Annotated in this window: 5 protein-coding genes; all 5 read right to left on the bottom strand. The window is 66.3% G+C overall.

The genetic code is table 11. From position 1 onward, the window contains the following. Positions 1-6 precede the first annotated feature (6 nt). The 5 genes from BX591_RS10870 to BX591_RS10890 all read right to left on the bottom strand — a co-directional run bounded on the left by BX591_RS10870 (position 7) and on the right by BX591_RS10890 (position 13,345). Entirely contained in the window at positions 7-9,678 is a 9,672-nt protein-coding gene (locus tag BX591_RS10870) for a non-ribosomal peptide synthetase (RefSeq protein ID WP_111931082.1), read from the bottom strand. 180 nt (positions 9,679-9,858) lie between these two features. Next, a complete protein-coding gene (locus BX591_RS10875) occupies positions 9,859-11,289 on the bottom strand; it encodes a cupin domain-containing protein (protein WP_111931084.1) in 1,431 nt (476 codons plus the stop codon). 112 nt (positions 11,290-11,401) lie between these two features. Beyond that, positions 11,402-12,364, bottom strand: a complete 963-nt coding sequence (locus tag BX591_RS10880; RefSeq protein WP_111931086.1) for a TauD/TfdA family dioxygenase — start codon at positions 12,362-12,364, stop codon at positions 11,402-11,404. A 3-nt stretch (positions 12,365-12,367) separates the two neighbouring features. Beyond that, positions 12,368-13,108, bottom strand: a complete 741-nt coding sequence (locus BX591_RS10885; protein WP_111931088.1) for a thioesterase II family protein — start codon at positions 13,106-13,108, stop codon at positions 12,368-12,370. A 6-nt stretch (positions 13,109-13,114) separates the two neighbouring features. Further along, positions 13,115-13,345: an MbtH family protein gene (locus tag BX591_RS10890; protein WP_111931517.1), complete on the bottom strand. Its 231-nt coding sequence runs from the start codon at positions 13,343-13,345 to the stop codon at positions 13,115-13,117. Between the last annotated feature and the right edge of the window lie 1,178 nt (positions 13,346-14,523).

The raw sequence follows: 14,523 nt of genomic DNA on the forward strand, positions 1-14,523 counted from the left end.
ACGCATTCATTCGAGTTCTTCCAGCCACGACTTCAAAGTTTGATTGCCGACTGCGGCAGCGCCCGGCGACGAGGTTCCGCCCGTCGTTTGCGGGTTCGACGATGCGTCCGACGATGAGTCCGTCTGCACCGCGATTTGCGCCGCCAGCGCGCGCACGGTCGGTCGGCCCAGCACGAGTTTCGGCGACAACGACAGCCCCGCGCGGCGCGCTTTCGCGATCAACTTCAGGCTGAGGATCGAATCGCCGCCCGCCTCGAAGAAGTTGTCGAGCACGCCGATGTCGGCACGGCCCAGCACCTCGCACCAGATCGCCAGCAAGCGGCTTTCGACCGGATTAGCCGGCGGCTCGACGCTGCGCCGCGCCTGCGCAGGTTCGGTCAGCGCGTCGAGCGCGGCGCGGTCCAGCTTGCCGTTCTTCGTCAGCGGTAACTGCGCGAGCACGATGATCTGCGCGGGCACGAGCGCGTCGGGTAGCAACGCGACGAGGCTCTGCCGCAACGCTGCGTCGTCGAGCGCTTCGCCGCAGACGTAGGCGGTCAGACGAAGGCGGCCGTCGTTGCCGTCGCCTTCGACACGACGCGCCAGCACCGCGGCATCGCGTACGCCGGCCAAGCCGCGCAGCACCGCCGCGATCTCATCCGGTTCGACGCGGAAGCCGCGAATCTTCACCTGTTCGTCGATCCGGCCCAGCCATTCGATGCGTCCCGAGGCGAGACGGCGCGCGCGGTCGCCGGTCCGATACAGGCGTTCGCCAGTCGCACCGTGCGGGTCCGGCACGAAGCGCTCGGCGCTCCGGCCCGGCTGATGCAGATAACCACGCGCCAGCCCCGCGCCGCCGATGCACAACTCGCCCGCCACGCCACGCGGCACCGCGTGCCCGTTCTGATCGACGATCGCGACACACATCGCGTCGATCGGTTCGTCGAGCGTGAGCGAGGCCGCTTGCGCGAGATCGTCCGGCGCGACGCCGGTCAGTGCACCGACCGTCGTCTCGGTCGGCCCGTAGTGGTTCAGCAGCAGGCAGCGCGGCGCGAGCGCTCTGATGCGGGCCGCCAATGCGGCCGGCGTCGCTTCGCCGCCCACGATCAGACATTGGCGCGGCAGCACGCGCGCGGCCTGCCGCGCCTGCAGCAGCGACGCGAGATGACCCGGCACGATCTTCAACAGATCGATCTCGTACTGACCGATATAAGCGGCGAACCGGTCCGGATCGAACGCACAGTCTTCATCGAGCGGATGCAGCGTCCAGCCTGCCCACAGCGCGCCGAACAGCACCGTGTGGCCGAGATCGGCGGCCGGTGTGGAGACGTAGGCCGCGCTTCGGATCGCGGCCGGCACACGCGCCACCAGCGAGCGCGTGTAATTGCGCAACGCGCCGTGGCTGACCGCCACGCCCTTCGGCTGTCCGGTCGAACCCGACGTGTAGATCACGTACGCGGTTTGTGCGGGATGCACCGCATGCGCCGCGACGGCACGGTCGACGAAGCCCGCGCCGTCGGCGAAATGACGGGCCGGCGGCACCGCGGCAATCGCCTCGGGCAGCCACGACGGACGCGCTTCGCAGAGACACAGCGTGGCGCCGCAATCCTCGATCTGCCACGCGAGCCGTTGCGCCGGATGACCGGGGTCCAGCGGCACGTAGGCCGCGCCGACGCGCCAGGCGGCGAGAATGCCGGCGACCAGCGCGGGACCGCGCGGCAACAGAAGCGCGATATGCGGCTCCGTCTGCGGCCGGCCCGCCGACGCACCTTGCGCATCCTGCGCGGCAGCAAGCCGGCGCGCGATCTGCCCCGACCATGCCCACAGCGCCGACCAGCTCATGCGTTCGCCGTTGAACACCAGGGCATCGGCTGCGCCCGTGCGTTCGTGCGCCGCGCGTGCGGCAACGATCTGCAACAGGCTCGTTGGGTCGGCGGATTGCGTGGCGGCACGCGGTGTCGGCAGCAACGGCGCGTCGGGCGTCTGCTGCCAGCCGAGCGCACCGAGCGGCGCGTCGGCCGAACTCGTCAGTTGCGCGAGCGCCGCCAGCAATTGCCGCTGCAACGCGGCCACCTCGGCGTCGCCGATCGCGAGACGGTCGTAGGCGAGCACCACGCGCGGCTGCGGCGCGGGCGAAACCACCAGACTCAACGCGAAGTGATTACGGCCGAACGTATCGGCGCCCTGCACGTCGTCCGTGAGCGGCAACTCGGCGTGCGACGCCGTGTGAATGCCGTGCGGGTATTGCGTCATGTGAGGATCGATCGGAAAGTTGTCGAACACCACGATCGTGTCGAACAAGGCCTGGTCGGCGCCCAGTTCGCTGCCGGCCTGAATCGCGTCGAGCGGCATCAGTTCGTGCTCGCGCACGCTGCCGCCATGACGCTGCAAATCGTGCAGCCATGCGGCGACGCCCTGCTCCGCCGGCACCGCCACCCGCAGCGGCACCGTGTTGATGAACAACCCGACCGAACGTTCGATACCTTCCAGCGGCGCGCTGCGGCCGGCGGTCGTCATGCCGAACACGACGTCGCGCTTGCCGCTGTGACGCGCCAGCAACCAGGCCCACGCGCCCTGCATCAGCGTATTGAGCGTGATGCCGTGGGTGCGCGTGAAATTGCGCAGCGCCTCGCTCAAGCCGACCTCGAGGTCGACATGCTGCTCGGCGTAGCGCCTCGCTTCGGCGCTTGCGCCATTCGACGCCTCGCCACGCGAACGCGCACTGCTCGCAAACGGCACGGGCGTGCGCTCGTCGAAACCGGCCAACGCGTCGCGCCACCATTGCGCCGACACCTCGAACGACTGCGCCGCGAGCCAGTCCGCGTAATGGCCGAAGCCGGGCGCTGCGGCGGCTTGCGCCTCGGGCGCCGGCGTCGTGTCGGCGACGGCGCCACCCGAAGCGGCGGCCGGTGCCACGAGTTGCGAATACGTCAGCGCCACTTCGTTGAACAGTGCCGCGAGACTCCAGCCGTCCAGTTGAATGTGATGGAAACACCACGCCAGCACATAGCGCTCGGCGTCCACGCGGATCATCGCGAGCTTCAACGCCGCAGCGTTGGCAAAGTCGAAACCTTGCGCATGCGCGGCGCGCCATTCGGCAATCAGCCGCTCACGCAGCGCTTGCGCTTCCACGCCGCGCCAGTCGCGCAGATCGAGCGCGAGCGCGCCCTGCTTGCGCACAGCCTGGACCGGCACCGGCAAGCCGTCCCAGTGGAAGTCGGTGCGCAGAATCGGATGCCGCGCCACCACCGCTTGCCACGCTTGCTCGAAGCGTTGCGGATCGCGGATACCGTCGAGCGTGAAGGTGTGCTGCACATAATACGGATCGGCCTGCGCATGCAGGGCGTGCGAGAGCATGCCGCGCTGCATCGGCGAGAGCGGATGCAGGCTTTCGATTGCATCGGCCTGCACGAAATGTTCCGCGATCTGCGCTTCGCTCAGGCCCGCCGATGGGCTGCGTTGCGCCAGACCGGCGGCGCCGTTGGCCGCCGCTTCGCCGTCGTGACGCGGCAGCGGGTTCGCCGCCCATCGCGCGGTCTGCGTGGGGGCGGCCGAGGCATTCGCGCCGGCGGGTTCGCTCGCCAGCAATTGGGCGAGACCCCGCACGTGCGGCGCCGCGAAAATCTGCCGCGATGTCAGCGTGAGGCCGGCCTGTTTGGCGCGCGCCACGAGTTGCAGCGACAGGATCGAGTCGCCGCCGAGCGCGAAGAAATCGTCGTCGGCCGAGCACGACGGCTGTTGCAGGACCTCGCGATAGAGCGCAAGCAATTGCGCTTCGAGCGGGCTCAGATCGACATTGGCCGACGTGTCGCCGGAGGTGTCATGCGACGGAGCCGGCAGCGCGCGGCGATCCAGCTTGCCGTTCGCCGTCAGCGGGAACGCGTCGAGGGTCACGAAGGCGGTCGGGATCATCACGGGCGGCAGCATCTCAGCCAGTGTGCGGCGCAGACTGGCGGCGTCGAGCGGTTGCGCGCCGCTGGCGACCACGTACGCCACGAGTTGCGGTTCCGTTTGCGCCGCACCGAGATGCGCCATGACCAGCGCATCGCCGATGCCCGGGATCTGACGCAGCGCGGTCTCGACTTCACCCGGCTCGACGCGCACGCCGCGAATCTTCAGTTGCTGATCGAGTCGGCCGAGATAGTCGACGCTCCCATCGGCACGCTGCCGGCACAGATCGCCGGTTCGATAGAGGCGCGCGCCCGGTTCGCCCGAGCTATCCGGCACGAACGCGGCGGCGCTGATACCGGGCTGGCCGATATAGCCGCGCGCCAGCGTCGGGCCGCCGATGCACAGCTCACCGACGCCACCCACCGGCACCGCGTCGCCGTAACGGTCCAGCAGCACGACCCGGCGCCGCGCGAGCGGCTTGCCGATCGGCACCACGCCGCACGCCGCGTCCTCGGCCAGCGTGCGATGCGCGAGCGCCACGACGGTGGTTTCGGTCGGCCCATATGTATTGACGAAACGCACATGACCGAACGGTCCGTTCTGCCAGCGGCCGAGCAGATCCGCCGACACCGCTTCGCCACCGATCGTGATGGTGCGCAGCGCGGTCGCTGCGCCGGTGCGTTCGCGGCCGGCGAGTGTGCCGACCCATTCGCGCCAGTAAGACGTAGGCAGATCCGCCAGCGTGACGCGCTCGGCGCGCAGATGCGCTTCGAGTCGGTCGGGGTCCCACGAGGTGTCGCCGCGCATCGTCACCGTCGCGCCGACGGCGAGCGCCGGCCACAGTTGTTCGATCGACGCGTCGAAACTCAGGGTCGAAAATTGCAGCAGCACGTCGTCGCGGCCGAGTTCGTGCATCGCGATGAAATCGTCGATGTGCGCGGTCAACGCGCGCTGCGAGATCGCGACGCCTTTCGGCCGTCCGGTCGATCCGGAGGTGAAGACGATGTAGGCAAGCTGGTCGGGCTGCACGCGGGCCGGCGCTTCGAGGTGCGAGTTGGCGTGCGATTCGGTGCGCGACTCGGCGGCCGCTTCGCCGTACGCGAGCGGCGCCGCGCCGGCGACCTGGCCGGTCAGGATCAGGCGGCGGCCGGCCAGTGCTTCGGCGTGCTCGCGGGCGTGCGCTTCGTCGGTGATGACGACGCAGGCGCGCGCGTCTTTGAGCATGTGCGCGATCCGTTCGTGGGGATAGGCAGCGTCGAGCGGCACATAGCAGGCGCCACTGCGCAGCGTGCCGAGCATGGCCGCGACCAGCGTCGGCGTGCGGCCGAGCAGGATCGCCACCGACTCGTCGGCCTGCACGCCGGCGGCATGCAGCGCGTTCGCGAGTTGCGCGGCGCGCGCCGACAGCTCGACATAGCTGAGCGCTTCGCCGTCGCAGCGCAACGCGATCGCGTGCGGCGTTTCCCGCACGTGACGCTCGATACGCGCGGTCAGCGCCACGAAGTCCGCGCCTTCATTCGCGTGAGTCACGACGGCAGCGGCCGGTGCGGCCAACGCCGCCACCTCGTCCACTTGCCATTGACCGATTTTCATCGACGGATTCGTCGCGATCTGTTCGAGCAGGCCGACATAACGGCGCGCGAACGCGTCGATCGTGGCCGCGTCGAAGCGGCTTGCGAGATAGCTGAACGACAGCGACACGCCGTCGCGGCGCGCGGTGACGTCGAGCGACAATTCGAACGGCACGTCGCGCGGACGCACGCCGAGATCGCTCAGGCTCAGGCCGGCAGGTGCGTCGGTCGCGCGCAGCACGGCTTCTTCGAGATTGAACATGACCTCGAACAACGGACCGCGATGGCGCAACGCGTCGCTTACGCGCGAGAACGGCACGTCCGCGTGACGGCGTGCGGCGAGCAGGCGCTGTTGCAGCGTGTCGACCAACGCGCCGAACGTTTGTCCGCGCTCGACTTGCGCGCACACCACCGTCGTGTTGACGAAGTAGCCGACCACGTTCTCCAGCGCGAGATCGCGGCGGTTCGAGACCGGCACGCCGATCCTGATGCTGGACTGGTTAGCGTGACGTTCGAGGGCGACCGCGAACGCGCTGAGCAAGACCGTGAAGAGCGTCGTGCTTTCGTCGTTCGCGACGTGGCGCAGCGCGTCGCCCAGTTGCGCAGGCAGGTCGATGCGCAAACGGCCGCCGCGTTGGTGGCCGCGCGGCGCTTGAGCGCGCTGCGGCCGGTCGGCCGGCAGGCGCGCGACCGGACTCGCGTCGCCAACCGTGGCACGCCAGAAGTCGAGTTGCGCGTGCTCCGCGTCCGAACCGGTGAAAGCGTTCTGCGCGGCGCTGTAGTCCGCGTAGGTGGCCGGCAACACGGCCAGCGAATCGGCTGACGCATACAGGCTCATGAGATCGCGCAGCAACACCGCGCACGATTGCGCGTCCGCGATAATGTGATGCAGCGACAACACCAGCGTCGGCGAGCCCTCTTCTCCGTGTACAAGATGCGCGCGGAACAGCGGGCCGCGTTCGAGATCGAACGGCGCGTCGACCAGCGCCGCGACCAGTTCGTCCGCGCCTTGATTGCAGGTTCGCGTGTCGATCACGTCGAGCTGCGCCGCGTCCGCGTCGAAAGCCGCTTGCAGGTTGACGCCGTCTTGGCGCACGCGCAGGTTCAGTTGCGCGTGACGTCGCACGAGCGCCCGCACAGCGTCGGCCAGTTTCGCGACGTCGAGCGTGCCGTCCAGACGGAACGCGCCGGACACGTTGTAGGCCGAACTCTCCGGCGCCTCGCGCCATAGGTACCACAGCGCGCGCTGACCGGGCGAGAGTGCCGTCGCATCGGCCTGCAGGTTCGCGCCGTTGAACGGTACCGCGCGTTCTTCATGGCCCGCGTCCGGTTGCCCGGCATCGAGCCATGCCGCTTGCGCGGCAATCGAGCGATGCTCGAACACGAATTCGAGCGGCACGTCGCGGCCGAACGCGGCGCGAATGCGCGCGACCAGCGCGGTCGCGGTGATCGACTGGCCGCCGAGCGCGAAGAAATCGGCGTCGCAGGACAGGCCGGTGGACTCGAATACCGATTGCCAGATTGCCAGCAGCGCAGCTTCGGTCGGCGTGGCGGCCTCCCGGCGTGTGCCGTTGCGCGTCGACACGCCAGTTTCGTCGCGGGAATAGCGGGTGAAAACGTCCAGCGTCTGTTCGCGCCAGCCGCGTGCGCAGTCGGCGCGGCGCAGCTTGCCGCTCGACGTGCGCGGCAGCGAGCCCGGCTTCAGGATCGCGATGGCGGCGACCGGCTCGCGGTGCGCGTCGAGAATCGCGGCTTCGATCTGCGCGAACAGCGCGGCTTCGTCGAGATCGCGCGCGGTGGCCCGCGAGATTTCCGCGGCGATGCCGATGCCCTCGCCGGCTTCGCCGTCACGGCCTTGCGTCACGGCAAAGGCCGCCACGCGCCCAGGCCGCAGTGCGTCGACGCGTGCGTTCAGCGTCGCCTCGATATCTTGCGGATAGAAGTTCTGGCCGCGCACGATGATCAGGTCCTTGACGCGGCCGTTCACGTACAGACGTCCGTCCGCCATGAAACCGAGGTCGCCGGTACGCAGCCAGCGCCCGGCGTCGTCGCTCACGAACGTCTCGGCGCTCGCCTGCGGATTGTTCCAGTAGCCTTGCGCGACGCTCGGCCCGCTGAACCAGATTTCACCGATCGCGCCGCTCGCGACGTCGGCGCCGCTGCGCGGGTCGACGATCCGCACCGTGTGATGCGCCTGCACGCGTCCGCCTTCGACGAGGCGCGTGGCTTGCGCTTTCTCCAGGCTATCGGCGGCAGCGACGCGCTGCGCACGACCGGCGGCGAGCGCATGGCGTTCGGCTTCGAACAGCGCGTAACCCTGGCCGGCGTCGACGCCGCTCACCAGCAGCGTCGCTTCCGCCAGGCCGTAGCACGGGTAAAGCGCGCGCTGCGAGAAGTTCGCCTCGGCGCACACGCGGGCGAAACCTTCGAGCGCAGCGGCGCGAATCGGCTCCGCGCCGCAGAACGCAACGCGCCATGTCGACAGGTCGACCTCGGTCAGTTGCTCGGCGCGCACCCGCTCGGCACACAGTTGAAACGCGAAGTTCGGGCCGCCGCTCACGGTCGCGCGATAGTTCGAGATGGCCTGCAGCCAGCGCGCCGGGCGTTCGAGAAAATGGGCGGGCGTCATCAGCACCACCGGGAAGCCGACGAACAGCGGCGCCAGCAATCCGCCAATCAGACCCATGTCGTGATAGAGCGGCAACCAGCTCACCATGACGTCGTCCGCGCTGAACGCCATCGCGTCGCGAATTGCGATCTCGTTGGCGCGCACGTTGCCGTGGCTCACCATCACGCCCTTCGGCGCGGCCGTCGAACCCGAGGTGTACTGCAGGAACGCGATGTCGGCGGCGGCCGGGCGTTGCAGCTCGAATGCGCTCGCCACGGCTGGCGGCAGCGCGTCGAGCAGGAGGGTCGTGCGGGGCTTGGCGGCCGGTTCCGCTTCTGCGCGTGCGTGTGCCTCTGCGTTCGCGGCAAGGTTCGCCAGCAGTTCCGCGTGCGCGCTGTCGGTGAGCATCACGCGCGGCGTGCAGTCGTCGAGCATCGCCTTGACCCGTTGCAAATGCTGCGGATTGGACGACTCCGGCGGATATGCCGGCACCGCGATCACGCCGGCATACAGACAGCCGAGGAAGCCCACCACGTAGTCGAGCCCGCTCGGCAACAGCAGAATCGCGCGCTCGCCGCGTTGCGCGGTGCGCGACAGATGCTCGGCACACGCCAGCGCACGGCGATGCAACTGGCCGTAAGTGAGCACCTGTTCGTCGCGCTCGCCGTCGGCGAGAAACCGCACGGCGATGCGGTCCGGCTGCGTCGCCACGTGATGGAGCATTCTGCCGATGAGGTCTTGCGCGTCGGCGTCGGCGTCGGCGTCGGCTTTAAATTCACCGTGCGCCGACACGGCCACCGGCGCTGCGTTCAGCGTCTGCAGGCCCGCGGCGATCTCGCGCTTGTTGCGCTTGAGGAACGGACACTGGTCGCTGGCCGGAATGTTTTCGTCGGTGAGAAAGTACTGCTTCCATTCGAGATTGCCCGGATCGCCATAAAAGCCGAGGTCCGGATGCGCGGTCACGTCGTCCCAGGTTTCGAGGCGCTTGCGCACCTGAATGCGTGCCTCGCGGCCAATCACCTTATTGGTGATCGTATCGACGAACACGCTGCGCGGCTGAAACAGCAGCACCATGCCGGGGCCGAGATTGCGGCTGTGGCGCGTATTGAAGGACGGGCACGCACAGACCACGAACATCTGCACGCCGGCGAACGAAAACTCCCAGTCTTCGTGCGACGGCGGCGGCTGGTTGTCGGCTTCCGGATCCGGGTCGACGTTGTGCAGCGTCTGCAGCGCGTTCCAGAACAGTTCGTGATAGGTGTCGTGCGAAAGCGGTTCGGCATCGGGCTCGAAAAACACCGCGATATTGTTCTTGCGGTACTCGGGACGCGAGGCCAACTCGGCGAAGGTTTGCATGGTGGCCGGCAGATCGGCAATGTCCTTGCCGTTGACGAACGAATAGAACATCTCGCCGCGCCGCTCGGCGATCGTGCCGAAGAAACAGGGGTAAGCCGGGTCCATCACGTGCGTGCGCAACGTCTCGTACGAAGCATCTAACCACGCCGGCAGCGTCACGCTTGCGCCGGTTTTTCTGCCTTCGATCACGCGGCTTTTCCAGTCGCCGGCAACGAAGTCCGTTTCGATGCCGTTGCCGGCCTGCCCACCTGCCACTGATTTATCTGCTTGCATTTCCTTCCTCTTGTTCCGATAGCGCCGACGCGCAGTCGCCGCCTCGGAAGGACCGGGCAGGACAATCGCGTCAGAACGTGCCGATGCCGTCGCGCATGCGTACGGCGGGGAGTGTCGAGTGGGGAGAATCGGCGCTCTCTGCGGAGCGCGTGATTGATACGCGTCGAGCCGGGCCGTGCGTCAGCGCGCGGGTGCCGGATCGAGTTCGGCAGTCAGTGCCTGGACCCAGTCGTCGGGGATGATCGGCTGGTGATACGTGCATTCGCCCGAGACCACGGTCGAACCGTGCAGACGTCCGTCGGGAATCAGCACCATGTCGCCGCGATTCATCTTCAGTTGCATGCCGACGTTGCCCCAGAACAGCATCTCGCCTTCTTCGATGGTGACGAGACGGTGGTCGTTATGCACGTGGGTCGTCGAGCACATTTCATGCGGTTCGACAAAAGTCTCGCGATCGATGTCCGGGCATTCGGCGTCGATGCGCGTGCTGATTTGCCGCGCGAAACCGCAATAACGTTCGATCGCCGACAGCCAGCGCAGTTGTTCGCCGAGATCCCAGCGGCCGCGGTCGGCGAGTTTGTCGCCGGCGTCGAGACCTTGCAGGGCCTGTGCATAAGCCAGCGAGCCATGCTTCTCGGCGAGGTGCGCGAACGCGCGTTCCGCACGCGACACGAGTTCCGCTTTCAGCGCGCCGGCATCGGCCGGACGTTTGCCGGCCGGCTGCAGATGCACGCACGCGCGTTCGAGCGCGAGACCGAACGCGAGCCATTCCGCCTGCGCCGCGAACGCCGCGCCGACGAACGCAAAGGCGCTGCCCGGACGGCGGCCCAGCGCGCTCAGCAGGTTGCATTTAGCGGTGCTGGTCGGCAGATAGAACTGCCAGTAAGCGTGCTGCTGGCGCGTCACGCCGCACGCGCCGGCCACGCGTTCGAGCAGGCCCTCTTCCGGGAAGCCGCCGCTCAGGACCGGATGCGCGTCGTGCGGCAGCGTGTCGAGGAAGCCGCGTGCCTGCGCCTGCGCGAGCGCGCGGCGTTTGCTCGGCGCGAGCGCCCAGCGCTGGACCATGATGAAGCGCAGCCCCTCTTCCAGGTAGTCGTTGCGCATCAGCCGCGCGAAGGTCGCGTCCCAGAACGCGAGTTCGGCGTCGACGATCGCGCGCAGTTGCGCGCCGGCCGCCGCCAGATCGTGCGACGGATCGGCCTCGCTGCTCAGGTACGAGAAGGCGTAATTCTCGAGAAACGGCGCGATTTCGGCGCCGAGGGTCCGTACGTCGTCGCGATAGAAATCGGCGAAACGCTGCCAGTCGGCGGACTCGGCCGTGTGCGGCGCGCGCAGCACGTCGAGCTCGTAAATCGACAGCAGCGTGCGATTGGCCGCGAGCGACGGCAGACGGCTCACGTTATCCGCGCGCACCGGCTTCATGAACTTGAGGAACTCGAAGTCCTCGGGACGCAGCGGGCGGCGATGGAAATCGTTGTCCAGCACCAGTTCGTCGACGCTCGCGCTGCGGAACGCATGCGCTTGCGCGAACTGCCTGATCAGCGAGACGTAGTGCTCGCTGCGGCCGACAAAAGGAGTGAAGTCGAATAGCGGTGGCAAGGCTTGCGTCATGATCGAAAAATCCTGTCGGTTGCGGGAACCGGGTTTGAAAGAACGGCAACGGCAAAGTGCAACGCGTTGGCGTTTGCCAGATGAAATGCGGATGAACCCATGCGCCCGAACCTCAGGCGGCCATCGCGACCAGCACACGCCGCTTGCCTTCGAACGGCGCGCGGCCGTGCGACATCAGCAGGTTGTCGAGGATCAGCAGGTCGGCGGCCTGCCAGTCGAATGCCAGGGTCGTCTCGCGATAAACGCCGCGAATCTCGTCGAGCATCTGCGGGTCGATCGGCGTGCCGTCGCCGAAATAGGTGTTGCGCGGCAGCGCGGCTTCGTCGACCAGTTCGAGCAAGGCCTCGCGCGTGTCCGCAGGCAGATTCGTGACGTGAAACAGATGCGCCTGGTTGAACCAGACCGTCTCGCCCGTCACGGGGTGACGCAATTGCGACTGGCAAATCTGGCGCGTGCGCAGCGCTTCGCCGTCGTCGAACCATTCGAAACCGATGCGGTTGGCGCGGCAGAAACGTTCGACTTCGGCGTGTTCGTCGGTACCGAAGACCTGTTGCCAGGGGACGTCGAGACCGTTGCCGTAGTTGCGCACGTACATGATCTGCTTCTCGTCGAACAGCCGGCGCAGTGCCGGATCGAGTCGGCGGTAAACCTCGCGGCTATCCGCGATCGGCGTCTGGCCCTGGCGCGTAGCCGGCGTCTCGCAATAGAACAGAATGCGCGACGGCCATTTGGTCGTGTACGACTGTTCGTTATGCTGCTCGATCCACTGGCTGGCCGGATATTCGGTCGACGAAAACACGCTCTTGTCCACCTGCGTGCGGGGCGACGAGCCGAATTCGTAGGCTTGCAGCGGCTCGCCGAGCAGTGCCGCGACGCGGTTCAAACCGCTCGCGCCGAGCGCTTCGAAGCCGCGCAGCAGCACGCCGCCCGTCTCCAGCAACGCGCCCGTCAGCGACGCAATCGCCGCGTCGACCGAACCACCCGGCTGCGCGTGGATCACGCGTAGACGCGAGCCGTTCTGCTCGATCAGTTCGCCGCCCGCGGGCGGCATTTCATGCTTCATCAAGACGTCCATGGCCTACCCTCGAATGGCGCACGATCGCATACGCGCCGTCGAGAGCGCGCTCACCACGGCGTCGATCACGGAGCCGGCAACCTCGTCGATATAGAAGTGACCGCCCGGAAACAGGCGGCGTTCGAATTTCGCTCGTGTGACTTCGCCCCAGGCGTCGAGCGCGCGCGGCGCCTGCGAAACCGCATCGTCGACGCCGCCGAACGCGCTGACGCGGCAATCGAGCGGCGCACGGCGCGGATCGGCGCGGTAGGTGCCGCACAGATCGAAGTCCGTGCGCAACGTGGGCAGCGCAAGTTCGATGAAGTCGCGATCGTCGAGCAGTTCGGCCGGCGTGCCGCCGAGCCGGCGCAACTCGTCGATCATCGTCTCGTCGGAACAGGTGCGCCACTGGGTATTGAATTCGCGCTGCGACGGCGCCGTGCACGCCGACACGCCGAGCCATACGGGCGAGCGTCCGGTCGCATCGCGCAGCGCATGCGCGAGTTCGTAACCGGCCAGCGCGCCCATGCTATGGCCGAAGATCGCGATGTCTCCCGACGCAGCCGTCCGCGGCAACGCCTCGACAAGCGCGTCGACCAGCTCGGGCCAGGAACGGGCCGCGGGCGTCGCACGACGCTGGCCGTGCCCTGGCGGATCGAGCGGGCAGAGGTCGATCCATGACGGCATCGGCTTCGACCAGCCGCGATACATCGCGCGACTGCCGCCGGCATAAGGCAGGCAGACCAACGTGATCGGTGCGTCCATCGCGTGTCAGGCCTGAGCGGCCCCGTTGACGGTGTCAGCGTCCATGGCCTTGCGCAGGCTCAGCGGACGCATGTCGGTCCAGACCTGATCGATCCACGCGAGGCACTCTTCCTTCTTGCCTTGCTTACCGGCCAGACGCCAGCCCGCAGGCACTTCCCGGTAGTCCGGCCAGATCGAGTACTGCTCTTCGTGATTCACCACTACGTGGAAATTCGTGTTCTCGTCGCCCCAACTCATGAATGTGCTCCGCTGCGTAAATTTGATTTGCAATGCGAATAAAGGAGTGAAGTCCATCCGGGATACCGACATGAAGGGCTTCGACACGCGAATGCCCGTAGTCGAGAATGACAATCATTCCTATTTGGACTCGAAGGTTAGAAGCCGAAACCTGAGGTGTCAACCATGAAATCCGACGAAATGCGCGATGCATGTTTCCAACGTGCCGTTTCCGCCGACCAATCAATGACTTGCCATGAAACCGCATCGGCAATATTTATTTTTCTACGCAAACCCGTAGCACTACGGACAAGATGGGTTTGCTGGAGGTCGTCACGAAATTCGATTAGGATCACGCGCGCACTTAGCAAGCACTCAGCAAGCATGACCAGGCAATTCATTGCGCATGGCGTGCCCCGCATTCCCCCTCAGCTTTCGCGAAGCGACAACGGTTGGCAGACGGCGACTGGCAACTGGCGACCGGCGGCTAAGCCCGACTGCCCGAACGTTGCGCATTCGTCCCCAGACTCCTTGCAGGCACCAGGACTTTCACGGGTACGCCTTGCCGCGCGACACGCACCGGCTTCCTGCCGATTCCGACACAGGCCGACTCCGCGCGCTCTGCTCCCGCCTTTCGCAAAACACGATGTGCGCTCCCAGGAGCGGGGCGTCTGATTACTATTTGGTTAAAACACGAGAATTTTTCCTCACTGTCAAGGTGACTCATCGTGACTCTCCTTTCTATCCGGTCGGCGTTATCGGCGGCAACCCAATGCCGAAAGCATCGTATAAACCACCGTCCGGATTAAACTATATTAATAATACAACGGGACATTGAAACCACACCAAAAACAAGAAAACATAACGATTCAAATATTGTTGCACCCGCAACTTGTTATTTTTCTTTCCAACTATTTCCGGTACGTTTGACGCAACGCATCACGGCCTGAAAACCAGGCCGGCAATGAATTCTTCAACATTATTCCGTCACGGAAAATACTTATTGACTCGATGAGAACGCGCCGACCTTTGGCCTGATTTTTTTGATCACTTCATCCGATTGCCTTCTATTTGGCAGTTGGCGGGTAAGGCTGCGCCAAAAGTTTTTATTAATCCATAATTAACCGGTTCAGATTTTCACGATATTTATCTAAAAATCGCCCTATTCATCACGCCACGCCTTACTCGCCGTTGCTATG

The sequence above is a fragment of the Paraburkholderia bryophila genome, assembly GCF_003269035.1.
Taxonomy (GTDB): Bacteria; Pseudomonadota; Gammaproteobacteria; order Burkholderiales; family Burkholderiaceae; genus Paraburkholderia; species Paraburkholderia bryophila.